The following is a 21,962-nucleotide window of genomic DNA, read 5'->3' on the forward strand; positions in this document are numbered from 1 at the left end:
TTGCAACTTCTGTTTAGGCAGGCTTGAACGCGATGCCAAACGCGTATCAAGCCTGTAAAGGTGTAAACGATGTCCCCGGTCTAATGTGTAAAGGATGTGCCGGTCTCTACAGTGAGGGGTGAATCCACCGCAAAACCAAAGCCGAACACCCGCCCCTCACCACTCAACACAATGAGCGTTAGCTCGAGTGCAGCTTTTGATCTCAAGCGCCCGTCGGCAGGCTGAGTGGAGGGATTGATCCGGGGGTGGGAGCGTAGCGACCGTTCGACGAAGTCGAACACATCGAGAGGAGGTGCAGCGCAGCAAACCGGAGGCGATGCCCCCGGATCAATCCCGGAGCGAAGGAACCCGAGCCTAAGCGAGGGCCGAACGTCAGGGTAAAGCCTTTTGGGTTACCTTTTCGGCGTCTGGAAAAGGTGACCCGCCGTAAGGGCGGAACCGTCAGCCGCAGCACCCGAAGCAACGGATAAACCCCCAAAACAAAAACAAAAAAAGGGGCAACCGAAGTCGCCCCAAAATGCCTTGCGTGCTCATAAAATCCAGAAGAACTACTTCTTGCGCTTATTCGCATCCTTCCAGATAAAAAATCCAAACCCTGCAAAAAACAGAACCATGAGGCCAACTGTCAGCACCCCGGCAAACACCACGTTATCGAAAAACATGACTGGCCTCCTGGCCCCTGCTCTGCTGCGATGAACCTAAGTTAACCAATCACGCAGGCACAGCAATTGACCGGGATCAATGCCGGACGATAAGCGAGGGAAGAAGGAGGGAATACAACTGACCTGCATCAAAAGATGCAGGGAGGGGGATCAACGCTTTTTCGGTTTCTTCGACTTTTTCTTGGTTTTGCCCAACGGCATCGCCTGCTCGAACGCCTGACGCACTTCATTCAGGCGCTTGTCGTTGAGGTCGTGCACACGCTTGGCACGTTCGGAATTGAGGTCGATCAGTTTGTCGTCTTGGCTCATGGCGTTCGGTACATCGCTGGTCAGAATCACAACTGCCGCTTCACAGGCAGGACTGCGCCAATCATGCCGCCTGACGCAAGCGCTGACCAGCCATCGAGATAAACGCTCTACAACAATTCATGTAAATGAGCGGACTCAGATCTGAATATCGACCCACAAACCCTGACGCGGCTGATCTTCCATCAGCGGCACCACCGGCACGGTATTGTCGGCATTCAGCTCGTCACCAGGCACGGCAAGATGTTCTTCAGGATCGTTGTCAGCTTCGCGGCGCCGGCGTTCCCGTTCCTGCTGACGTCGCTGTTCTTCGCGCAGCTGGAATCCCGCCTCTTCCGGGTCGCGTTTTTGCAGGTCGATCGTGCTTTCGTTGGAGCTTTCCTGCACCGGCACCACCGGCGGGATCTCCGGCCGTGGTCGAACCGGATCCTGCTGGGAAGTGACCGGCACGGCACTCAGGGGGAGCATCGGTGGCAGCATATAGAAGGTTCTCCTGTCGGCAGGCTATCGGCTGCGGCGGGGGTGCCTTGAGCCATCGGTCGCAAACTTGTGACCGGGTTGGCACTCACTGGTGCCCTGCCCCCACGTAAAACTGACAGATGACCGCATTTCTTCAGGCTTGCAGCTCGCAGCTAAAGCACGTCGCAACACCTAATCCTTTGGCCCTGAGCCCCTCATTCCGTTAAGATAGCCCGCTTTTTCAAGGTGGGAGACAGGCAGCATGGCGCAGCAGTATCAACCGGGGCAACGCTGGATCAGTGACAGCGAAGCCGAGCTGGGTTTAGGCACCGTTCTGGCACAGGACGGCCGCTTGTTGACCGTGCTCTATCCGGCCACTGGCGAAACCCGCCAGTACGCGCTACGGAATGCGCCCCTCACCCGTGTGCGATTCTCGCCGGGCGATTCGATCACTCACTTCGAAGGCTGGAAGCTGACGGTTCAGGAAGTCGACGACGTCGATGGCCTGCTGGTTTACCACGGCCTCAATGCGCAAAACGAAGTGGTCACCCTGCCGGAAACCCAGCTGTCGAACTTCATCCAGTTCCGTCTGGCCAGCGACCGCCTGTTCGCCGGGCAGATTGACCCGCTGGCCTGGTTCTCCCTGCGTTACCACACCCTCGAACACACCAGCCGCCAGTTGCAATCGGCACTCTGGGGTCTGGGTGGCGTGCGTGCGCAGCCCATCGCGCACCAGTTGCACATCGCCCGTGAAGTCGCTGACCGTATCGCGCCGCGCGTATTGCTGGCCGACGAAGTGGGTCTGGGTAAAACCATCGAAGCCGGTCTGGTGATTCATCGCCAACTGCTTTCGGGCCGCGCCAACCGCGTGTTGATCCTGGTTCCGGAAAACCTCCAGCACCAGTGGCTGGTGGAAATGCGCCGCCGCTTCAACTTGCAAGTGGCGCTGTTCGACGAAGAACGCTTCATCGAAAGCGATGCCTCCAACCCGTTCGAAGATACACAGCTTGCCCTGGTAGCCTTGGAGTGGCTGGTCGACGACGAGAAGGCGCAGGACGCGTTGTTCGCCGCCGGTTGGGATTTGCTGGTGGTCGACGAAGCGCATCACCTGGTCTGGCACGAAGAGAAAGCCAGCCCGGAATACACCCTGGTCGAGCAGCTTGCTGAAACGATCCCGGGCGTGCTGCTACTCACTGCGACCCCGGAACAGCTCGGTCAGGACAGCCACTTCGCGCGTCTGCGTCTGCTCGACCCGAACCGCTTCCATGACCTGGCCGCATTCCGCGCCGAGAGCGAAAACTATCGCCCGGTGGCTGAAGCCGTTCAGGAACTTATGGACAAAGGTCGCCTGTCACCCGCCGCGCACAAAACCATTCACGGTTTCCTCGGCAACGAAGGCGAAGCCTTGCTGACCGCCGTCAACGATGGCGATGCCGAAGCCAGCGCACGCCTCGTGCGTGAGCTGCTTGACCGCCACGGCACCGGCCGCGTGCTGTTCCGTAACACCCGCGCCGCCGTGCAGGGTTTCCCCGAGCGCAAACTGCATCCGTACCCGCTGCCGTGCCCGGACGAATACCTCGAACTGCCACTGGGCGATCACGCCGAGCTGTACCCGGAAGTCAGCTTCCAGGCCCAGCCGGATGCCAGCGAAGAAGAGCGCTGGTGGAAATTCGACCCGCGCGTCGAGTGGCTGATCGATCAGCTGAAAATGCTCAAGCGCACCAAAGTGCTGGTGATCTGCGCCCACGCCGAAACCGCGATGGATCTGGAGGACGCACTGCGCGTGCGTTCCGGCATCCCGGCCACGGTGTTCCATGAAGGCATGAACATCCTTGAGCGTGACCGCGCCGCCGCTTACTTCGCTGATGAAGAGTTCGGCGCCCAGGTATTGATCTGCTCGGAAATCGGCAGTGAAGGTCGCAACTTCCAGTTCGCCCATCACCTGGTCCTGTTCGATCTGCCGTCTCACCCGGATTTGCTCGAACAGCGTATCGGTCGTCTCGACCGGATCGGCCAGAAGCACATCATCGAAGTTCACGTGCCGTACCTGGAAACCAGCCCGCAAGCGCGGCTGTTCCAGTGGTATCACGAAGCGTTGAATGCGTTCCTCAACACTTGCCCGACCGGCAACGCCTTGCAGCATCAGTTCGGCCCGCGCCTGCTGCCGCTGCTCGAAGCAGCCGACGACAGCGAGTGGCAAGCGCTGATCGACGAAGCGCGCACCGAGCGCGAGCGTCTGGAGCAAGAGCTTCACACCGGTCGCGACCGCCTGCTGGAGCTCAACTCCGGCGGCGCTGGCGAAGGTGATGCGCTGGTCGAGGACATCCTCGAGCAAGACGATCAGTTCGCCCTGCCGATCTACATGGAAACCCTGTTCGACGCGTTCGGCATCGACAGCGAAGACCATTCGGAAAACGCGCTGATCCTCAAGCCGAGCGAGAAGATGCTCGACGCCAGTTTCCCGCTGGGCGACGACGAAGGCGTGACCATCACTTACGACCGCAACCAGGCGCTGTCGCGTGAAGACATGCAGTTCATCACCTGGGAACACCCGATGGTGCAGGGCGGCATGGATCTGGTGCTGTCCGGCTCGATGGGCAACACCGCCGTCGCGCTGATCAAGAACAAGGCGCTCAAGCCGGGCACCGTGCTCCTGGAATTGCTCTACGTCAGCGAAGTGGTTGCTCCGCGCTCGCTGCAACTGGGCCGTTACCTGCCACCGGCCGCTCTGCGCTGCCTGCTCGATGCCAATGGCAACGATCTGTCGTCGCGAGTGGCTTTCGAAACCCTCAACGATCAGTTGGAAAGCGTGCCACGCGCCAGCGCCAACAAGTTCATCCAGGCCCAGCGCGATCAGCTGACGCCACGGATCAACGCCGGTGAAGAGAAGATCGCCCCGCGTCACGCCGAGCGCGTGGCCGAGGCTCGCCGTCGTCTGGCGGCCGACACCGACGAAGAACTGGCGCGCCTGACCGCGTTGCAAGCGGTCAACCCGACCGTGCGTGACAGCGAACTGGTCGCCCTGCGCAATCAGCGTGAGCAAGGTCTGGCGATGCTGGATAAAGCGGCGTTGCGACTCGAAGCGATTCGGGTGTTGGTGGCGGGTTAACTCCCCTGCTCTGGCGTCGTAAATGAAAAGGCCCGCAGCGATGCGGGCCTTTTTGTTTGTCTGCTATTTTCAGCTGCCGCTGATGGCCTCATCGCTAGCAGGCTAGCTCCCACAGGTTTCGTGTTGGACACAGATTACGCGTACGACTCGGTCACTGTGGGAGCTGGCTTGCCAGCGATAGCGGTTAAGCAGTCACCGCTGCAACCTCTGGCTCAACCACAGCCACCAACCCCTCTTTCATCCGCTGCGCATCGCGCACAAAACACCGCGCCGCCAGAAACAGAAACACCATGGTCAGAAACAGCGCCACCGGAATCAGGTACATCGCGTCATGCAAGCCGACAGCCTTGAACGCTTCCGTCATCTGCTCCGCCCCCGCCGCGACCATCGCCGATTTGGCAAAGTGATCTGACAAACCACCAACCACCACCGGCCCCAAACCGCCACCGAGCAGATACAACCCGGCAAAGAACAGCGCCATCGCCGTGGCGCGCAGGCGCGGTTCGACGACATCCTGAATCGCCGTGTAAACGCAGGTGTAGAAGTTGTAAGCGAACAACCAGCCCAGACTGAACACCGCCACAAACACACCGATTTCAATCCGCCCCGCATGCAGCGCCCAAGCGGTGCACACCGTCGAAACAATCAGACTGAACGCCGCGAACAGCAGCCGCCCATTGGCCACGCGCTGGTGGATCTTGTCAGCAATCCAGCCGCCGAGGGTCAGGCCAACCAGCCCGGTCACGCCGACAATCACGCCGGTAGCCACCGCCGCTTCCTGCAACGGCATCAGAAAATAGCGCTGCAGCATCGGTACCAGAAACGAGTTGCAGGCATAGGTCGCGAAGTTGAAGCACAACCCGGCCATCACCAGCCACAGAAAGGTCGGCACCGCGAGAATGCGGCGGATCGGCTTGTCGACTTTCTCTTGCGACACCTGCACGGCCTCCGCAGCACCGCGCTTGGGCTCCTTGATGAAAAACATGAAGACCGCCAGCAACAACCCCGGCACCGCAGCGATAAAAAACGGCGCGCGCCAGCTGTCGAACGCCTTGACCATCCAGCCAATGGTGAAGAATGCCAGCAGCAAGCCCAATGGCAAGCCGAGCATGAAAATGCCCATGGCCCGCGCCCGGCGATGCGCCGGGAACAGGTCGCCGATCAACGAGTTGGCGGCCGGCGCATAACTGGCCTCGCCAATGCCAATCCCCATGCGCACGATCAGGAAACTCCAGAAACTGCCGACCAGCCCGTTGACCGCCGTCAGCGCGCTCCAGGTCGCCAGGCCCCAGCCCATCAGTTTGGCGCGCGAGCCGGTGTCGGCCATGCGCCCCAAGGGCAGGCCGGCGATTGCATAAACGATGGTGAACGCGGTACCGACGATCCCCAGTTGAAAGTCGCTGAGGTGCCATTCCATGCGGATCGGCTCGATGATGATCGCCGGGATGGTGCGGTCGAAGAAATTGAACAGGTTGGCGAGGAACAGCAGGAACAGAATGCGCCAGGCATTCGCCGCTTGGGTCGAGTTCTGCATGGGTCCGTCTCTTTATTGTTATTAGGGCTTCACTGCCAACGCATCCGAGCCCGGAACTGGCAATTTAGTCAGCCGCGCGGGGGCTGTCTGTGATCATTCGTCTGACTGATATAGACCCATTGCACTGTAAAGAAACGTAAGCCCTTGAAAAGCCTCGAATCGCCCAAAAACAGGGGCTTTTCCGGCAAAACCCGGCAACGAAAAAATACTTCAGCGCCCCCCTTCCCAAGTCCGTGGCGAAGCCTAGAATGGCCGCCGGATCTGTCCAGATCCAGCCGATCAATCCCTTTGATGCCCTCCCCATGTCCGAAGTCAGTCCGTGTCTGAATTGCGGTGCCTGTTGTTCCCATTTTCGCGTGTCTTTTTTCTGGGGTGAGTGTGCGTCCTCCGGTGGGACGGTGCCCGATGATCTGGTGACGCAGATCACGCCGAGCCGCGTGGCGATGAACGGCACCGACTGCAAATCACCGCGCTGCATCGCGCTGGAAGGTGAAGTCGGCAGTGAAGTGAAATGCACGATTTATGAGCAACGCTCCAGCCCGTGCCGCGAGTTCGAAGCCTCGTGGGAAAGCGGCGAGCAAAACACCGACTGTGATGCCGCCCGCGCGCGCTTCGGCTTGCTGCCGCTGGAATCGGACTGGAATCTGATCCCTTTCGACCGGAGTGCCTGACCTTTAGCGCCAATCGTTATGACGCTAATTCCAAAATGGTTAGCACCAATATGCCATCACCACATGCTCGGCAAAATCCGCCTCTATACTCCAGAAATTCGCCCGCGCACATGACGCGGGCAGGATGTCTCTGAGACGGAGCATGCTATGGAGTGGCTGGGTTTGCAGTTTGTTACCGAGCTACCGGAGAGCGGACAGCTCATTCTCGATTGCACACATAACCCATTATTGGTGCTGGTGGCCTATCTGGTCGCCTGCGCCGCGAGTTTCGCCACCCTCGACATGGCTGAACGGGTCGGCCATGCCGAAGACCGGAGTTCGCAACGGCTATGGCGCTGGATCGGTGCAACCTGCCTGGCTGGCGGCATCTGGGCCATGCACTTCATCAGCATGCTGGCGTTCCAGGCGCCGATCGACATTCAGTACGACCTGCCCATCACCTTCTTCTCGCTGCTGATCGCCCTGCTCGCTTCCTGGCTGGCCATGCACTCCCTGAGCAAACCAAAGCCAAGTCTGTTGCAATACTTCAAGACCGCTCTGGTCATCGGCCTCGGCATCGCGGGCATGCATTACGTCGGCATGGCGGCCATGGAATCCGCCGCCACGGCCTACTATCAACCGACCCTTTTTGTGTTATCCATTGTGATCGCCATCGCGGCCAGCTTCGCTGCGCTGTGGGTCGCCAGCTATTTACGCGAGGGCAGCGGACTGCATATCCAGATGCTCAAATACCTCGCCGCGCTGATTCTCGGCGCCGGCATCATCAGCATGCATTTCACCGCAATGGCCGCGCTCAATCTGGTGCTGCCTGAGGAAAGTTTCCCGACACTCGGCACGGGCACCGGCAGCCTGCAACTGGGCCTGACCGTCGCACTGATTACCTTGCTGATCCTAGGTAGCGCCGTCAGCGCCGCGTTGGCCGACAAGAAACTGCAACACAAGGACGACGATCTGCGCCGGGTCAACGCCCTGCTCAGCCAGCTCGATCAGGCGCGCATGTCGCTGCAACACGTAGCCAACTACGATGCGTTGACCAACCTGATCAATCGCCGTGGTTTCAATCAGATCTTTGCCGAGAAACTCAGCCAGAAAACCAGCGAAGGCGGAATGCTCGCAGTGATGTTTCTCGACATCGACCACTTCAAACGCATCAATGACAGCCTCGGGCATGACGCCGGCGATGAGCTGCTCAAGGTCATTGCGCAGCAGATCAAAGGTTCGGTGCGCGGGCATGAAGACGTGGTTGCGCGCTTCGGCGGCGATGAGTTCTGCATCCTCATCGGCCTGCGTGACCGTGAAGAAGCGCGCAACCTGGCACAGCGCATCATGCTCAAGATGAAAGAACCGATCGAGCTGGCCGGCCGACGCATGGTGATGACCACCAGCATCGGCATCAGCCTGTTTCCCGAGGACGGCAGCACCTGCGATGAACTGCTCAAGCACGCGGATCTGGCGTTGTATCAATCCAAGGGTGCCGGGCGCAACGGCGTGCATTTTTTTGATTCGACCCTGAAAAACCGCGCCAGCCAGGAGCTGCAGATCGAAGAAGAACTGCGCCAGGCCCTGCGCGAGGAAAACGGTTTGATGCTGTATTACCAGCCGATCTTCGAACTGAAAACCGGCCGTGTCACCAAGCTCGAAGCATTGATTCGCTGGCAACATCCGGTACACGGCCTGCTGACACCGGATCGCTTTATCGCCATTGCCGAGAACAACGGGCTGATCGCCGAGCTGGACAACTGGGTGCTGCGCAAAGCCTGCGAAGACCTCGGCGAACTGTCGCGCCACGGCTGCGCCGATCTGAAAATCGCCTGGAACTGCTCGCCGCTGAATCTGGCCCGCGAAGAACTGGCCGACGAAATCGAGCGCGCCTTACGCACTGCTGGTGTGGCACCTGAAAGGCTGGAACTGGAAGTCACCGAAAACGCGCTGATGGGCAACATCGCCGACACACTCGTGTTGTTGCGGCAGATTCGCGCCTTGGGCGTGTCATTGTCGATTGACGATTTCGGGACCGGTTATTCGTCGCTGGCCTACCTCAAGCGCCTGCCGCTGAACACCTTGAAAGTCGATCGCTCGTTCATCCTCGATATCCCCAAAGCCACTGCCGACATGGAGATCGTGCAGGCGATCATCGTCATGGCGCACACCCTGCATTTGCAGGTGGTCACCGAGGGCGTGGAAACCCTCGAACAGTACGAGTTTCTCGAACGTTCCGGCTGCGACTTCATTCAAGGCTATTTGCTCAGCCGCCCCGTGCCATTGGACGAATTACGCGCGGTGCTCGAGGAGATCAATCAGCGCAAGCACTCGCACGCGGTCAATCCGTTGAGTCTGGCGCGCGGTACATTTGCACCAGTGTCGCTGGATCCTGCTGTAAAAAGCCTTGCGCCCCGTGCAGGCGCATCAGTTGTGCGGCCAATCCGCTGATGGGCGTGGCCGACCCGACTTCGCGGGAAAACTTCACCGCTGTATCCAGATCTTTAAGCAACGTGCGCACGTGCCACTTCACCGGTTCGAAACGGCTCTCGGCCATTTGCGGCGCGAGAATCTGCAAAGGTCTGGAATCGGCAAACCCTCCGGCCAGCGCTTCGGCAATCAGGCTCGCGTCGACCCCGGCCTGCTCGGCCAGCGCCACCACTTCGGCAATCACCAACGCATTGCAGGCGACGATCATCTGATTGCACGCCTTGGTCACCTGACCGGCACCGACGCCGCCCATGTGCGTGACACGCTGGCCGAGATTAAGCAGGATCGGACGTACGCGCTCGAGATCCGCCACCGCTCCGCCGACCATGATCGCCAGACTGCCGGCCTCGGCGCCGACGACTCCGCCGGACACGGGCGAGTCGAGCCAGGCCATGCCGGTTCGCGCGGCCAGCTCGGTGGCCATCTCACGGGTGGCGGTCGGTTCGAGGCTGGAGAAATCCACCAGCAACTGGCCTTTGCGGGCACCTTCGATGATTCCGTTTGCGCCAAACACCACCTCGCGCACCACCGCCGTGTCGGCCAGGCACAGCATCACTACCTCCGCGTGTGCGCACAGTTCGGCAGACGTCGCTACTTGTCGCGCACCCGCTTCGACCAGCGCTGCGCACTTGCCCGGATTGCGATTCCACACCGTCAGCGGGTAACCCGCAGCCAACAAACGTCGGCACATTGGCAAGCCCATCAAGCCGATTCCGGCGAACCCCAACGAAGGTAGCGTTGACATCATTTAGCCTTCTTTTGATTAAAGATCGCCGAATAATGGCCGATCCATCATCAATCAGGAAAGGATTCCCCCGCGCGACATTCAGGCTCATTGCCTTGCGCACGGGCAAAACACGCGCAGTCAAAAGACGCGAGATCTCTATTTCCGTGAGGCTCGACGACAACGGTCGTCGTGCCAACCAGTCCAGGTATATGGCGCACCATGACTTCTAAAAATAATCCGGCCACTGCGGTATCCGATCTGACTTTGAGCCCAGCCGCCAACAGCCCGGCACCGCTGAAGCCATCGCCGCCCGCGCGCCCGCTGAACACTCAGCAATACCTGTACTTCACCGAAACCAACACCGACCGCATCCTCGACAACCTCGACGGTCTGCGGGACATGGTGTTCCCGCGCCCACCGCACCTGGAAGGCGACAACGAGCAGCACAGCGAGCAGGAATTCCCCTCGGTGTGCCTGATCGGACTCGGTCGCTGCGGCTCGAACATCGCCCTTGATGTGGCGGAGCTGGTGTACAACGCGCGCAAGTTCTACCTCAACGAATTCAACAACGAAGATCGCCCGGCCAGCGACCGACGCTCGGCCGACAAGGGCTACAGCCCGGCGCAGTGGATCAAGAACAACCTGCGCCTGGGCCACAACAAGGCGAGCAAACCGGTGTTTCTGGTTGAGCCGCTGGTGATGCTCGGCGACCTCGACAAGGACATCGCCGGGCGCATCCGTTTCTCGCGCAAGGGCGAGAAAAGCGGTTTCCTGCGCGATTACAGCAAGATGAAGATCATGGACTTGTCGGAAGTCCACGCCGGTGGCGCCGGTAACGCGCCGATCCTCGGCCAGTACCTGGCGAAGATCATCCTCAACAAGGACACCCAGCGCTTCTCCAGCCCGGACTGGAAAATGATCCACTCGTACCTGATCGACAGCTGCGGGATCAAGGCCAACCAATCGCGGCTGTATTTCTCGATTTTCAGTGCCGGCGGCGGTACCGGCTCGGGCATGGCCTCGGAATTCGGCCTGGCCCAGCAGCATTCGTACATGAACAAGACGTTCGACACCAAGCCGATGGACGAGCACGACGGCAAGAGCGGTCATTCGTTTGTGTTCGAGCCGATCTTCACCAGCGGCATCTGCGTGCTGCCGAACATTTCCGACCACCGCAGCGAAATGTCCGAGGCGCTGCACATCAACGCCGGACGTCTGCTGTGCAAATACCTCTCGGAAGAATGGGATTTCTCTTACAACTTCGCCAACGAAGACAGCAGCGAAGCCAGCGTCATGGGGCGCATCCGCCCATGGAACGCGATGATGCTCATCTCCAACGACATCATGCGTTACGCCGAAGAAAGCGATGACGGCAACATTCAGAACATCGACGTCAACGCGATGGAAAAGCACGCCAACCAGTACATCTCGCAGCAGATTTTCAACATTCTGACGGCGCAAGCGGTCACGACCGATTACGACCAGAACTATTTCCGCCGCGCCGGCATCGACATCGGCGAAACCATCCGCCTCGACGCCAACGACTTGTTCATGAGTCTGGCCGGCCCGGTGGCAATTGCCTACGCCGAATCGGTGGTGCCGGAAACCCCGCCGCCGAGCAGCGACAAGTTCAAGGTGTTCGACAAAGAGCCGCAGCGCCTGAACATCGACGACCTGTTCTTCCGCTCGATCGACCTGCCGCACTTCAACAAGGTCACCCAGGCGATCGAGGGCATCAGCCTGCTGCCGATCGAATCCAAGCGCTATCGCGCGTCGCTGGAGCAGTACAAGAATTCCGGCTACGACGCCGCCGCGCTGCACGACCTGCACTTCTTCAAGAACTGCTCGTCGGTGGTTTCGATCGTCTCGCTACCGAAAGACTACAAGCTGTCGTACATGGATCTGAACCGGCTGAAGACCCATCTCAACAGCCTGTTCCCGAACACCACGCTCAAGCGTTATGCGCTGGTGATCGGCGCCTCGGCCAACTTGTCGCTGACCACCTTGATCGCCAAGAGCCCGTGCCTGTCGGACGACTTCCTGACGTTGATCGTGGCGTTCATCAAACGCTGCTTCGCGAAGAACCCGTACCGTTTCGACGAAACCCTGGACAACTCGATCCTCGACTTCATCATCAATGAAGAATTCGACGAAGACCGCATCGACGAACTGCTCAACGAGTTCGAAAACCCGGCGAAGATTCTCGACACCAACTGGTACGCGATCAAGCCGATGTACGAGAAGAAGTACCGCGAGCTGATCAACGATAAGGATAAGTTCGTCTCGATCAACGACATTCGCCTGTCGCGCGATTGCGTGAAAAAGTCGATCAAGTACCTGCGCGAGATCTACCGTCACCGGATTGGCAAGACCAAGGTTATTTCGCTGAATAACCATACTGGCAAGACTTTCTCGGTCTGATCCGAGACCCAGTCGCCCCAATCGCTGGCAAGCCAGCTCCCACAGGTTTCGTGCCGTACACAGATTTTGTGTTCCACACGAACACTGTGGGAGCTGGCTTGCCAGCGATGAGGCCCTGAAATTCTCTGAAGACTTCAGCCTTTCCAACATCCAGAAACAATTAAGCAGCCGTTAGGCTGCTTACTAAACTGTGCCCGTTACGTTTACGTCACCGTTATGCCACCCAGGCCTGTGGCATTTCTCTACGGCAACCTGCCATCACGCTACTCGGCTACACACTTTCCCCCGCCGACGGCGCGCACCAACAAGGTGCGAGCAATCATTCAGCCGCCCTTTCCTGGATCAGAATCCACGGACTGACCACCACCGCCCACATCAGTGGATCACGCTCGAAAAGATCCAGCGCCCGCGTTTCAGACAGCTTGGCGACCTTGTCCTCGGCCAGCCAGGCAGCGACTTTCTCGCCTTCATCCGACGCCACGGCTTCGGCGACCGCGATCAGATCCAGCCCGGAGTCGACCCACAATAGGGCACCCTTGGCGAAGAACGGTTCGAGCTCCTTCCAGGTAATAGATGCAGTCTCACCAAGCAGCTTGGCATAGAGGGTGCTAGGTTCTTGATTCATGGGAAGTGTCCGGAAAAGAAATCAGCGCGAATAATAACGTTGGTGGTCCGGCAGCAAAACCCGGTTGCAAATGCTTGATCCGAACGAAAAGAGCAGGAACGCCAAGGAATGCTGCTGATTGGGGCATAAGCCCCGGGAACGCCACGCCGCAATTCTGTCTTTTTCTTTCAAAAAAGCGACACCCTCAGGTTTTGCCCCTCGGCCCCAGCTTCCCAGGCCAACAACCGGCGCTCTACACTGTACCGGTACAGTTGCCGGGGGCTTTTCCGGAGGGTATCGCCAAGATATCTGTCCCGGTTCTGCTGCTACGGCGTCAGGACTCTAAAAAAATACAACATCAAGAGTGGAGCACTATGACTAAGGCTACTAAGCAGATTTCCAAACTGTTTGCCGCTATGGTTCTGGCCGGGGTTGCCAGCCATTCGTTCGCAGCTGACACCATCAAGATCGGCATCGCCGGCCCTAAAACCGGCCCTGTAGCCCAATACGGCGATATGCAGTTCAGTGGCGCGAAAATGGCCATCGAGCAGATCAACGCCAAGGGCGGCGTAGATGGCAAGAAACTCGAAGCCGTTGAATACGATGACGCTTGCGATCCGAAACAAGCGGTAGCCGTAGCGAACAAAGTCGTCAACGACGGCGTCAAGTTCGTGGTCGGTCACCTGTGCTCCAGCTCCACTCAACCCGCTTCGGACATCTACGAAGACGAAGGCGTGATCATGATCACCCCGGCTGCCACCAGCCCGGACATCACCGCCCGTGGTTACAAAATGATCTTCCGTACTATCGGTCTCGACAGCGCCCAGGGCCCTGCCGCCGGTAACTACATTGCCGATCACGTCAAACCGAAAATCGTTGGCGTGCTGCACGACAAGCAACAATACGGTGAAGGCATCGCGACTGCGGTGAAGAAAACCCTCGAAGGCAAAAACGTCAAAGTCGGCGTGTTCGAAGGCATCAATGCCGGCGACAAAGACTTCTCGGCGATCATCGCCAAACTCAAGCAAGCCAACGTCGACTTCGTTTACTACGGCGGCTACCACCCGGAGCTGGGTCTGATCCTGCGTCAAGCCCAGGAAAAAGGCCTGAAAGCCAAGTTCATGGGTCCGGAAGGCGTGGGTAACGACTCGATCACCCAGATCGCCAAAGACGCTGCCGAAGGCCTGCTGGTAACCCTGCCGAAATCCTTCGACCAGGATCCGGCCAACGTTGCCCTGGCTGATGCATTCAAGGCGAAGAAAGAAGATCCGAGCGGTCCGTTCGTGTTCCCTTCCTACTCGGCTGTGACCGTGATTGCCGAAGGCATCAAAGCGGCCAAATCCGAAGACGCGACCAAAGTGGCTGAAGCCATCCACGCTGGCACCTTCAAGACCCCGACTGGCGACCTGAGCTTCGATGCCAAGGGCGACCTGAAAGACTTCAAATTCGTGGTCTACGAGTGGCACAACGGCAAACCTAAAACTGAAGTAGCGCCTCAGTAAGGCCTTGCCTGACTGACTGCCAATAAAGCCCACGGCGTGCCGTGGGCTTTGTTTTACGAATGTAAGGGCCGCGCTGGCGTGATCCGCCAGTCTCCCCACCTGAAAATCTCAAAACCGTCATCAGCGGTTCGCTGGCAAACCCCGGATTCGAAGTGGATATAGATCCACGGGGCCGGGCGGGAAAATGACTCCACCAGTGAAATGCGTATCAGGTTTTTAGGAGCGCTGTAATGCCTGACATCTATCACTTTTTCCAACAGCTGGTTAACGGCCTCAACGTTGGCAGCATGTATGCCCTGATCGCCATCGGCTACACGATGGTTTACGGCATCATTGGAATGATCAACTTCGCCCACGGCGAGGTGTACATGATCGGTTCCTACGTGGCGTTCATCGCCATCGCCGGACTGACCATGATGGGACTCGACAGTGTCCCGTTGTTGATGACAGCGGCGTTCATCGCCAGCATCGTCGTCACCAGTTCCTTCGGTTACAGCATCGAACGTATTGCCTACCGCCCGTTGCGCGGCAGCAACCGTCTGATCCCGCTGATTTCCGCCATCGGTATGTCGATCTTCCTGCAGAACACGGTTCTGTTGGCGCAAGACTCCAAGGACAAAGCCATCCCCAACCTGATTCCGGGCAACATTGCCTTCGGTCCAGGTGGGGCACATGAAGTGCTGATTTCCTACATGCAGATCGTGGTGTTCGTGGTGACGCTGATCGCCATGCTCGGCCTCACGCTGTTCATCTCGCGTTCACGCCTGGGTCGCGCCTGCCGCGCCTGTGCCGAAGACATCAAGATGGCCAACCTGCTGGGTATCAATACCAACAACATCATCGCCCTGACCTTCGTCATCGGTGCTGCACTGGCGGCCGTCGCGGCCGTGCTGCTGAGCATGCAATACGGTGTGATCAACCCCAACGCCGGTTTCCTCGTCGGCCTCAAGGCCTTTACCGCTGCGGTACTTGGCGGCATCGGCAGCATCCCCGGCGCGATGCTCGGCGGGCTGGTGCTCGGTGTAGCGGAAGCGTTTGGCGCTGATATCTTCGGCGACCAGTACAAGGACGTCGTGGCATTCGGCTTGTTGGTTCTGGTGCTGTTGTTCCGTCCGACCGGCATTCTGGGCCGTCCGGAGGTTGAGAAGGTATGACTAAGAATCTTAAACAGGCGCTGTTCAGTGCCTTGCTGGTGTGGGCAGTTGCGTATCCTGTGCTCGGACTGAAACTGACCATCGTCGGCATCAACCTGGAAGTGCACAACACCAGCCCGGCCATTCTGGCGACCATCGCCATTTGTTCGGTGCTGATGTTCCTGCGCGTGCTGTTCAACCAGCAGATCAGCAAGGCCTGGCGTTCGTCGCCGGACATGCCGCTGATTCCGGCCAAGGCCAGCAACTTCCTGACCCTGCCAACCACCCAGCGCTATTTCATCATTGCGCTGATCCTCCTTGCGCTGGTGTGGCCGTTCTTCGGCTCGCGTGGCGCGGTGGATATCGCGACGCTGATCCTGATCTACGTGATGCTCGGCCTCGGCCTGAACATCGTGGTAGGTCTGGCCGGTCTGCTCGACCTCGGTTATGTCGGCTTTTACGCCGTCGGCGCCTACAGCTATGCGCTGCTGTCGCACTACTACGGCCTGAGCTTCTGGATCTGCCTGCCGATTGCCGGTCTGATGGCGGCGACGTTCGGCTTCCTGCTGGGCTTCCCGGTGTTGCGTCTGCGCGGTGACTATCTGGCGATCGTGACCCTCGGTTTCGGCGAGATCATTCGTCTGTTCCTGCGTAACCTGACCGACATCACCGGTGGCCCGAACGGCATCAGCAACATCGAGAAACCGACGTTCTTTGGCCTGACCTTCGAACGCAAGGCTGCAGAAGGCATGCAAACCTTCCACGAGTATTTCGGCCTGCAATACAACTCGATCAACAAGGTGATCTTCCTCTACCTGGTTGCGTTGTTGCTGGCGCTGGCGGCGCTGTTCGTGATCAACCGTCTGCTGCGCATGCCGATCGGCCGTGCGTGGGAAGCGCTGCGTGAAGACGAAATCGCCTGCCGCGCTTTGGGTCTCAATCCTACGGTGATCAAGCTGTCGGCCTTCACCCTCGGTGCTGCGTTCGCCGGTTTCGCCGGTAGCTTCTTCGCTGCGCGTCAGGGGCTGGTCACACCGGAATCGTTCACCTTCATCGAGTCGGCGATCATCCTCGCCATCGTGGTGCTGGGTGGCATGGGCTCGCAACTGGGCGTGATTCTTGCGGCCGTGGTGATGATCCTGTTGCCGGAAATGATGCGTGAGTTCAGTGAATACCGGATGTTGATGTTCGGTGCGCTGATGGTGTTGATGATGATCTGGCGTCCACAAGGTCTGCTGCCGATGCAACGCCCACACATGGAGTTGCGAAAATGAGCCGCGAGATCCTTAAAGTCGAAAACCTGAGCATGCGCTTCGGTGGCCTGCTGGCGGTCAACGGCGTGGCCCTGACCGTCAAAGAGAAACAAGTGGTGGCGCTGATCGGGCCGAACGGCGCGGGCAAGACCACCGTGTTCAACTGCCTGACCGGTTTCTATCAGCCATCGGGCGGCAGCATCCTGCTGGACGGCGAGCCGATCCAGGGCCTGCCGGGCCACAAGATCGCGCTCAAAGGCGTGGTGCGCACCTTCCAGAACGTGCGGTTGTTCAAGGACATGACGGCGGTCGAGAACCTGTTGATCGCCCAGCATCGGCACCTGAACACCAACTTCCTGTCAGGCCTGTTCAAGACCCCGGCGTTCCGCAAAAGCGAGCGCGAGGCGATGGAATTTGCCGAGTACTGGCTGGACAAGGTCAACCTTACCGAGTTTGCCAACCGTACCGCCGGCACCCTGGCTTACGGTCAGCAACGGCGCCTGGAAATCGCTCGCTGCATGATGACCCGTCCGCGGATCCTCATGCTCGACGAACCGGCCGCCGGTTTGAACCCGAAGGAAACCGAAGACCTCAAAGCGCTGATCAGCATGCTGCGTGAAGAGCACAACGTCACCGTGCTGCTGATCGAGCACGACATGAAACTGGTCATGAGCATTTCCGATCACATCGTCGTGATCAACCAGGGCACACCGCTGGCCGACGGTACGCCGGAGCAGATCCGCGACAATCCTGAAGTGATCAAAGCCTATCTGGGGGAAGCGTAAATGCTGCAATTCGAAAACGTTTCCACCTTCTACGGCAAGATCCAGGCGCTGCACAGCGTCAACGTCGAGATCCGTCAGGGCGAAATCGTCACCCTGATCGGCGCCAACGGTGCCGGCAAGTCCACGCTGCTGATGACGCTCTGCGGTTCACCGCAGGCGCACAGCGGCAGCATCCGCTACATGGGTGAGGAACTTATCGGCCAGGACTCGTCGCAGATCATGCGCAAGAGCATCGCAGTCGTGCCGGAAGGTCGTCGGGTATTTGCCCGTCTGACCGTGGAAGAGAACCTCGCCATGGGCGGATTTTTCACCGACAAGGGCGACTATCAGGAACAGATGGACAAGGTTCTCGGACTTTTCCCACGCCTGAAAGAACGCTTTGCGCAACGTGGCGGCACCATGTCCGGCGGCGAACAGCAAATGCTCGCCATCGGCCGTGCGCTGATGAGCAAGCCGAAACTGCTGCTGCTCGACGAGCCGTCGCTGGGTCTGGCACCGATCATCATCCAGCAGATCTTCGACATCATCGAACAACTGCGCAAGGACGGCGTGACGGTGTTCCTGGTCGAGCAGAACGCCAACCAGGCGCTGAAAATTGCTGACCGCGCGTACGTTCTGGAGAACGGCCGGGTGGTGATGCAAGGCACTGGCGAAGCGCTGTTGACCGATCCGAAAGTACGCGAGGCGTATCTCGGCGGTTGATGCATTTCGCCCAACAAAAAAACGGCCTGCGGGCCGTTTTTTTGTGCATGCCGATCCCCCTGTAGGGGATCGTGGTTTTTCTGAAAGTTTTTTGTTGGGGGCTGTAACGCATCTGCATGTCGTTTCTCTAGTGGAGCAAGCAAGCGCATTCGCTTGTTCAATCCAGCTACACATCGGAGAAACATCATGACTGCTACCACTCGCACCCTGTCCGCCACCGCCCTGGTTCTGGCCCTCGGTTCCGCGCTGAGCATCGCTGCCGTTTCCACCGTCCACGCCGCTGACGAAAACATGGAAAAATGCTTCGGCGTGGCCATGAAAGGCAAGAACGATTGCGCAGCAGGCGCTGGTACCACTTGTGCCGGCACGGCGAAAATGGACTATCAAGCCAATGCCTGGAAACTGGTTCCGAAAGGCACCTGCGCGACCACCGAAAGCAAAACCTCGCCGACCGGTTTCGGTCAGCTCGAAGCGTTCAAAGCCAAGTCCTGATCCCGTCGTCTGCCTGAGTGTCGATCATGATCCCGACTTGCGAACATGCCCTCCTCCGCACTCAGGCAGCCCGCGCCGGGCTCCCGCCCCGTGCGGGGCTGGGGCTCAAGACCGGGCACTTCAACGAAGTGCTCGACTCCCGCCCGGACCTTGGCTTCTTCGAGGTCCACGCCGAAAACCACATGGTGGCCGGCGGCCCGTTTCATCATTTTCTGGGTTTGATCCGTGAACAGTATCCGCTGTCGCTGCATGGCGTCGGGCTGTCGATCGGTGCCGAAGGCGCACTGGATGCACAGCATCTGCAACGCCTCACCGAGCTGATCGAGCGTTATCAACCCCACTCCTTTTCCGAACATCTGGCCTGGTCGAGCCACGGCCCGGTGTTCCTCAATGACCTGTTGCCACTTGCGTACGACACGCCGACGCTGAAGCGTGTCTGCGAGCATATCGATCAGGTGCAGAACAGGTTGCAACGCCCGATGCTGCTGGAAAATCCGGCGACTTATCTGGCGTTTCAGCGTTCGACGATTGATGAACCCGAGTTCATCCGTGAAGTGATTCAGCGCACTGGATGTGGCCTGCTGCTGGACGTGAACAATGTCTACGTGTCGTGCATCAACCATCAGCGCGATCCCTTGGCCTACATGGATGCGCTGCCGCTGCACGCTGTCGGTGAGATTCATCTGGCGGGGTTTGCCGAAGATTCCGACAGCCTCGGTGATCGACTGCTGATTGACGATCACGGTGCGCCGATTGATCAGGCTGTATGGGCCTTGTATCGGCAGGTGTTAGCACGGGTCGGGCCAGTGGCAACCCTGATCGAGCGAGACAATCAGGTGCCGACGTTCGATGTGTTGCTGGCCGAAGCGCAACGCGCCGAAGCTTTGCTGATCCGTGCGGGAGATCGGTCATGAGTAATCAGGCCGATTTTGCAGCTGCGTTGATCGACATCCGTCTGCCCTGCCCCGAGGGTTTGTGCAGCGCCAACGGTGCTGATCCGGCGAGCCGTTTTGCGGTGTATCGCAATAACGTACAGAGCTCGCTGATTGACGCACTGGCTGATAGCTATCCGGTCGTAGGGCAATTGGTCGACGAGGAATTCTTCCGCGCCATGGCCGGAATTTTCGTACAGAGCAACCCGCCCCGTAGTGCATTGATGAGTAATTACGGTGAGGGTTTCGCGCAATTCATCAATGAGTTCGAACCGGCATCGAGCGTGCCTTATCTGGCCGACGTCGCCCGACTGGAGCGCCTGCGCACCGTGGCTTATCACGCTGCCGACGCTGCACCTTTGAGCCAGTCAGAGATTGCGGCGAGATTCGCTGACCCGCTGTTGCTCAACGACTTGTGCATCGGCCTGCATCCCTCGCTGCACTTGCTCGATTCAGCATTCGCCGTAGTGGATGTTTGGGCGGCACACCAGAAAGAAGCAACGCTGGCCGGGATCGATCTTTCTAGTCCGCAAACTGCACTGGTGCTGCGTAACGGTCTGGAAGTTGAAGTCTTTGCCCTCGATCACGCTGCCGGGCAACTCATCCAAAACCTCAGCCTTGGCCAGCCCCTGATGCAGGCACTGGAATCGGTCGAGGCCTTCGATCTGAGCCAGACCCTGGCGCTGTTGATCACCCACAACGCCATCACCCACTTACACCACAAGGTTTCGCCATGAACAACCTCATCGCCCGCGCCATCGCCCTGCTGGAAAAAATACCCCACAGCCTGATCGCCTTCCTCGCGCGTTTTTCGATTGCGGCGGTGTTCTGGAAATCCGGCCAAACCAAAATCGAAGGGCTGGCCATTGACCTGTTCGACGGCACCTTCGAACTCGGCTGGCCGCATCTGGCGGACTCGACCATTCCGTTATTCCAGAGCGAATACCATGTGCCGTTGCTCTCGCCAGAGGTCGCTGCGCATCTGGCGGCGTCCGCCGAGCATTTCTTTCCGATCTTGATTCTCGTCGGCTTCGCCACACGATTTTCGGCGCTGGCGTTGCTCGGGATGACCCTGACCATTCAGGTATTTGTGTACCCGGATGCGTATCCAACCCATGGCACCTGGGCGGCGGTGTTGCTGTATTTGATGGCCACAGGTCCCGGAAAGCTGTCGATCGATCATCTGATCGCAAGACATTACAACCGATCCAGCGCCTCGCCGCTGCGCTTGAACCAGCCGATCAAGTAATCCGCGAGCACTTGCGTACGCTTCGGCAAACCACCCTGATACGGGTGCACCAGATACATCGGCATGCGTCGGGTCTGATAATCGCGCAGGAGCCAGCGCAATTGGCCGTCAGCCAATTCCGTCTGCAGCAGGTAGGACGGCAGGCGCGCGATACCGGCGCCGGCCAATGCCGCTTTCTTCAGCAGACTGTAATGATTACTGGCGAACGGCCCGGAAACCCGCACCCGCAGCAATTCGTGCTGTTGGTGATACAGCCATTCCTCGCGACCGCTGTAATGGCTGTTGAGCAGGCACCGGTGTTCGCTCAACGCCTGCGGGGTCAGCGGCTCGCCAAAGCGCTCGAGATACGCCGGGCTGGCGCAGGTCATTTCCTGCCACGCCAGTAACGGCTTGGCTACCAATCGCTGGTCATTCGCCACTTCGCTGCGAATCGCCAGATCAAAACCGTCGCGGGACAGATCGCGATAGCTGTTATTCAGCTCCAGCTCGATCTGCACCTCGGGATACTTTTGCGAAAACTCCAGCAGCAGACCATCGAAGAAGGTTTCCCCCAGCGAAACCGGAACCGTCATACGCACCGGGCCAGCCATGTCGTCCTTCAGTCGCGCCAATGCCTGACGCGCACGTTCCACCTGGACTACAAGTGCCTGGGCTTGCGGCAACAGCGCCGCGCCCGCCGCCGTCAAACTCAGTCGCCGCGTGGTGCGTTGCAGCAAGACCACGGAAAAACGCGTTTCAAGCAGGCTGATGCGCTTGGACAACTGGCCCTTGCTGCAACCCAATTGCTGTGCCGCCAAGGTGAAACTGCCCGCTTCAATCAGAACGGCGAACGCCGCCAAATCATCCATTTCGCTCATGGATTGTTTCCATTTGAAAACCAAAGGTTGCCCATTAGTGCGCTTATCAACAGAAAAAACCACTCTAGACTGAAACCTCATTCAAACACTTGAGG

General features: G+C 59.0%; 20 protein-coding genes. 13 read left to right on the plus strand and 7 right to left on the minus strand.

Going from position 1 to position 21,962, the window contains the following annotated elements; translation table 11 throughout:
- Nucleotides 1–548: 548 nt before the first annotated feature.
- From ccoM to ACP7EE_RS26445, 3 genes are all read right to left on the minus strand, one after another.
- Nucleotides 549–662: a cytochrome c oxidase subunit CcoM gene (ccoM, locus tag ACP7EE_RS26435; protein ID WP_003222396.1), complete on the minus strand. Its 114-nt coding sequence runs from the start codon at nucleotides 660–662 to the stop codon at nucleotides 549–551.
- Nucleotides 663–812: 150 nt separating this feature from the next.
- The gene (locus ACP7EE_RS26440) at nucleotides 813–971 is read right to left on the minus strand and encodes a hypothetical protein (protein ID WP_420648190.1); all 159 of its coding nucleotides are present in this window, start codon (nucleotides 969–971) and stop codon (nucleotides 813–815) included.
- A gap of 135 nt (nucleotides 972–1,106) precedes the next feature.
- The gene (locus tag ACP7EE_RS26445) at nucleotides 1,107–1,448 is read right to left on the minus strand and encodes an aspartate-semialdehyde dehydrogenase (protein ID WP_426205544.1); all 342 of its coding nucleotides are present in this window, start codon (nucleotides 1,446–1,448) and stop codon (nucleotides 1,107–1,109) included.
- A 241-nt stretch (nucleotides 1,449–1,689) separates the two neighbouring features.
- On the opposite strand from ACP7EE_RS26445, the gene rapA reads away from it, so the two are divergent.
- Nucleotides 1,690–4,536, plus strand: coding sequence for an RNA polymerase-associated protein RapA (gene rapA / locus ACP7EE_RS26450; RefSeq protein WP_426205543.1), 2,847 nt, complete (start codon nucleotides 1,690–1,692; stop codon nucleotides 4,534–4,536).
- Nucleotides 4,537–4,720: 184 nt separating this feature from the next.
- Here rapA and ACP7EE_RS26455 read toward each other — a convergent pair whose 3' ends face one another.
- On the minus strand, nucleotides 4,721–6,070 hold the full coding sequence (locus tag ACP7EE_RS26455) for a spinster family MFS transporter (RefSeq protein WP_426237902.1): 1,350 nt from the start codon (nucleotides 6,068–6,070) through the stop codon (nucleotides 4,721–4,723).
- Between the two features lie 302 nt (nucleotides 6,071–6,372).
- Here ACP7EE_RS26455 and ACP7EE_RS26460 point away from each other — a divergent pair, with 302 nt between their 5' ends.
- Nucleotides 6,373–6,741 carry a YkgJ family cysteine cluster protein gene (locus ACP7EE_RS26460; protein WP_426205541.1) on the plus strand — a complete coding sequence of 123 codons (369 nt, stop codon included), beginning with the start codon at nucleotides 6,373–6,375 and terminating at the stop codon, nucleotides 6,739–6,741.
- A 147-nt stretch (nucleotides 6,742–6,888) separates the two neighbouring features.
- Entirely contained in the window at nucleotides 6,889–9,171 is a 2,283-nt protein-coding gene (locus tag ACP7EE_RS26465; protein WP_426237904.1) for a putative bifunctional diguanylate cyclase/phosphodiesterase, read from the plus strand.
- Here ACP7EE_RS26465 and ACP7EE_RS26470 read toward each other — a convergent pair.
- Entirely contained in the window at nucleotides 9,062–9,958 is an 897-nt protein-coding gene (locus ACP7EE_RS26470) for an NAD(P)-dependent oxidoreductase (RefSeq protein ID WP_426237906.1), read from the minus strand. The two genes, ACP7EE_RS26465 and ACP7EE_RS26470, sit on opposite strands and share 110 nt — an antisense overlap.
- Before the next feature lie 198 nt (nucleotides 9,959–10,156).
- Between ACP7EE_RS26470 and ACP7EE_RS26475 the strand changes: the two genes are divergently transcribed.
- On the plus strand, nucleotides 10,157–12,358 hold the full coding sequence (locus ACP7EE_RS26475; RefSeq protein WP_426237908.1) for a hypothetical protein: 2,202 nt from the start codon (nucleotides 10,157–10,159) through the stop codon (nucleotides 12,356–12,358).
- A gap of 319 nt (nucleotides 12,359–12,677) precedes the next feature.
- Here the strand turns inward: ACP7EE_RS26475 and ACP7EE_RS26480 are convergent, their stop codons facing one another.
- Nucleotides 12,678–12,983: a DUF2288 domain-containing protein gene (locus tag ACP7EE_RS26480; protein ID WP_420648198.1), complete on the minus strand. Its 306-nt coding sequence runs from the start codon at nucleotides 12,981–12,983 to the stop codon at nucleotides 12,678–12,680.
- 353 nt (nucleotides 12,984–13,336) lie between these two features.
- On the opposite strand from ACP7EE_RS26480, the gene ACP7EE_RS26485 reads away from it, so the two are divergent.
- From ACP7EE_RS26485 to ACP7EE_RS26525, 9 genes are all read left to right on the plus strand, one after another.
- Nucleotides 13,337–14,464 carry a branched-chain amino acid ABC transporter substrate-binding protein gene (locus ACP7EE_RS26485; RefSeq protein ID WP_426205536.1) on the plus strand — a complete coding sequence of 376 codons (1,128 nt, stop codon included), beginning with the start codon at nucleotides 13,337–13,339 and terminating at the stop codon, nucleotides 14,462–14,464.
- A gap of 230 nt (nucleotides 14,465–14,694) precedes the next feature.
- The gene (gene livH, locus ACP7EE_RS26490) at nucleotides 14,695–15,618 is read left to right on the plus strand and encodes a high-affinity branched-chain amino acid ABC transporter permease LivH (RefSeq protein WP_420648200.1); all 924 of its coding nucleotides are present in this window, start codon (nucleotides 14,695–14,697) and stop codon (nucleotides 15,616–15,618) included.
- Nucleotides 15,615–16,871 carry a high-affinity branched-chain amino acid ABC transporter permease LivM gene (locus ACP7EE_RS26495; RefSeq protein WP_420648201.1) on the plus strand — a complete coding sequence of 419 codons (1,257 nt, stop codon included), beginning with the start codon at nucleotides 15,615–15,617 and terminating at the stop codon, nucleotides 16,869–16,871. Before livH ends, ACP7EE_RS26495 begins: the two co-directional genes overlap by 4 nt.
- Nucleotides 16,868–17,635 carry a high-affinity branched-chain amino acid ABC transporter ATP-binding protein LivG gene (gene livG, locus ACP7EE_RS26500; RefSeq protein WP_420648202.1) on the plus strand — a complete coding sequence of 256 codons (768 nt, stop codon included), beginning with the start codon at nucleotides 16,868–16,870 and terminating at the stop codon, nucleotides 17,633–17,635. The genes ACP7EE_RS26495 and livG overlap by 4 nt, the downstream gene beginning before the upstream one ends.
- Nucleotides 17,636–18,337, plus strand: coding sequence for an ABC transporter ATP-binding protein (locus ACP7EE_RS26505; protein ID WP_420648203.1), 702 nt, complete (start codon nucleotides 17,636–17,638; stop codon nucleotides 18,335–18,337).
- A gap of 186 nt (nucleotides 18,338–18,523) precedes the next feature.
- Nucleotides 18,524–18,829, plus strand: a complete 306-nt coding sequence (locus tag ACP7EE_RS26510; protein ID WP_426237910.1) for a DUF2282 domain-containing protein — start codon at nucleotides 18,524–18,526, stop codon at nucleotides 18,827–18,829.
- A gap of 26 nt (nucleotides 18,830–18,855) precedes the next feature.
- Complete coding sequence (locus ACP7EE_RS26515; protein WP_426237912.1) at nucleotides 18,856–19,743, plus strand: DUF692 domain-containing protein; 888 nt, start codon at nucleotides 18,856–18,858, stop codon at nucleotides 19,741–19,743.
- Nucleotides 19,740–20,498: a DNA-binding domain-containing protein gene (locus tag ACP7EE_RS26520; protein ID WP_426237914.1), complete on the plus strand. Its 759-nt coding sequence runs from the start codon at nucleotides 19,740–19,742 to the stop codon at nucleotides 20,496–20,498. Before ACP7EE_RS26515 ends, ACP7EE_RS26520 begins: the two co-directional genes overlap by 4 nt.
- On the plus strand, nucleotides 20,495–21,010 hold the full coding sequence (locus tag ACP7EE_RS26525; RefSeq protein WP_426237916.1) for a DoxX family protein: 516 nt from the start codon (nucleotides 20,495–20,497) through the stop codon (nucleotides 21,008–21,010). Before ACP7EE_RS26520 ends, ACP7EE_RS26525 begins: the two co-directional genes overlap by 4 nt.
- Here the strand turns inward: ACP7EE_RS26525 and ACP7EE_RS26530 are convergent.
- Nucleotides 20,959–21,867, minus strand: coding sequence for a LysR family transcriptional regulator (locus ACP7EE_RS26530; RefSeq protein ID WP_426237918.1), 909 nt, complete (start codon nucleotides 21,865–21,867; stop codon nucleotides 20,959–20,961). The genes ACP7EE_RS26525 and ACP7EE_RS26530 overlap by 52 nt on opposite strands.
- Nucleotides 21,868–21,962: the final 95 nt, after the last annotated feature.

Origin of the sequence: Pseudomonas sp. TWP3-2, assembly GCF_049897765.1 — a bacterium.
Classification (GTDB): Bacteria; Pseudomonadota; Gammaproteobacteria; order Pseudomonadales; family Pseudomonadaceae; genus Aquipseudomonas.

Bases quoted from the DNA above. Each gene is read 5' to 3' on its own strand.
- ccoM (WP_003222396.1), bottom strand. From the start codon at position 662: ATGTTTTTCGATAACGTGGTGTTTGCCGGGGTGCTGACAGTTGGCCTC.
- ACP7EE_RS26440 (WP_420648190.1), bottom strand. From the start codon at position 971: ATGAGCCAAGACGACAAACTGATCGACCTCAATTCCGAACGTGCCAAG.
- ACP7EE_RS26445 (WP_426205544.1), bottom strand. From the start codon at position 1,448: ATGCTGCCACCGATGCTCCCCCTGAGTGCCGTGCCGGTCACTTCCCAG.
- rapA (WP_426205543.1), top strand. From the start codon at position 1,690: ATGGCGCAGCAGTATCAACCGGGGCAACGCTGGATCAGTGACAGCGAA.
- ACP7EE_RS26455 (WP_426237902.1), bottom strand. From the start codon at position 6,070: ATGCAGAACTCGACCCAAGCGGCGAATGCCTGGCGCATTCTGTTCCTG.
- ACP7EE_RS26460 (WP_426205541.1), top strand. From the start codon at position 6,373: ATGTCCGAAGTCAGTCCGTGTCTGAATTGCGGTGCCTGTTGTTCCCAT.
- ACP7EE_RS26465 (WP_426237904.1), top strand. From the start codon at position 6,889: ATGGAGTGGCTGGGTTTGCAGTTTGTTACCGAGCTACCGGAGAGCGGA.
- ACP7EE_RS26470 (WP_426237906.1), bottom strand. From the start codon at position 9,958: ATGATGTCAACGCTACCTTCGTTGGGGTTCGCCGGAATCGGCTTGATG.
- ACP7EE_RS26475 (WP_426237908.1), top strand. From the start codon at position 10,157: ATGACTTCTAAAAATAATCCGGCCACTGCGGTATCCGATCTGACTTTG.
- ACP7EE_RS26480 (WP_420648198.1), bottom strand. From the start codon at position 12,983: ATGAATCAAGAACCTAGCACCCTCTATGCCAAGCTGCTTGGTGAGACT.
- ACP7EE_RS26485 (WP_426205536.1), top strand. From the start codon at position 13,337: ATGACTAAGGCTACTAAGCAGATTTCCAAACTGTTTGCCGCTATGGTT.
- livH (WP_420648200.1), top strand. From the start codon at position 14,695: ATGCCTGACATCTATCACTTTTTCCAACAGCTGGTTAACGGCCTCAAC.
- ACP7EE_RS26495 (WP_420648201.1), top strand. From the start codon at position 15,615: ATGACTAAGAATCTTAAACAGGCGCTGTTCAGTGCCTTGCTGGTGTGG.
- livG (WP_420648202.1), top strand. From the start codon at position 16,868: ATGAGCCGCGAGATCCTTAAAGTCGAAAACCTGAGCATGCGCTTCGGT.
- ACP7EE_RS26505 (WP_420648203.1), top strand. From the start codon at position 17,636: ATGCTGCAATTCGAAAACGTTTCCACCTTCTACGGCAAGATCCAGGCG.
- ACP7EE_RS26510 (WP_426237910.1), top strand. From the start codon at position 18,524: ATGACTGCTACCACTCGCACCCTGTCCGCCACCGCCCTGGTTCTGGCC.
- ACP7EE_RS26515 (WP_426237912.1), top strand. From the start codon at position 18,856: ATGATCCCGACTTGCGAACATGCCCTCCTCCGCACTCAGGCAGCCCGC.
- ACP7EE_RS26520 (WP_426237914.1), top strand. From the start codon at position 19,740: ATGAGTAATCAGGCCGATTTTGCAGCTGCGTTGATCGACATCCGTCTG.
- ACP7EE_RS26525 (WP_426237916.1), top strand. From the start codon at position 20,495: ATGAACAACCTCATCGCCCGCGCCATCGCCCTGCTGGAAAAAATACCC.
- ACP7EE_RS26530 (WP_426237918.1), bottom strand. From the start codon at position 21,867: ATGAGCGAAATGGATGATTTGGCGGCGTTCGCCGTTCTGATTGAAGCG.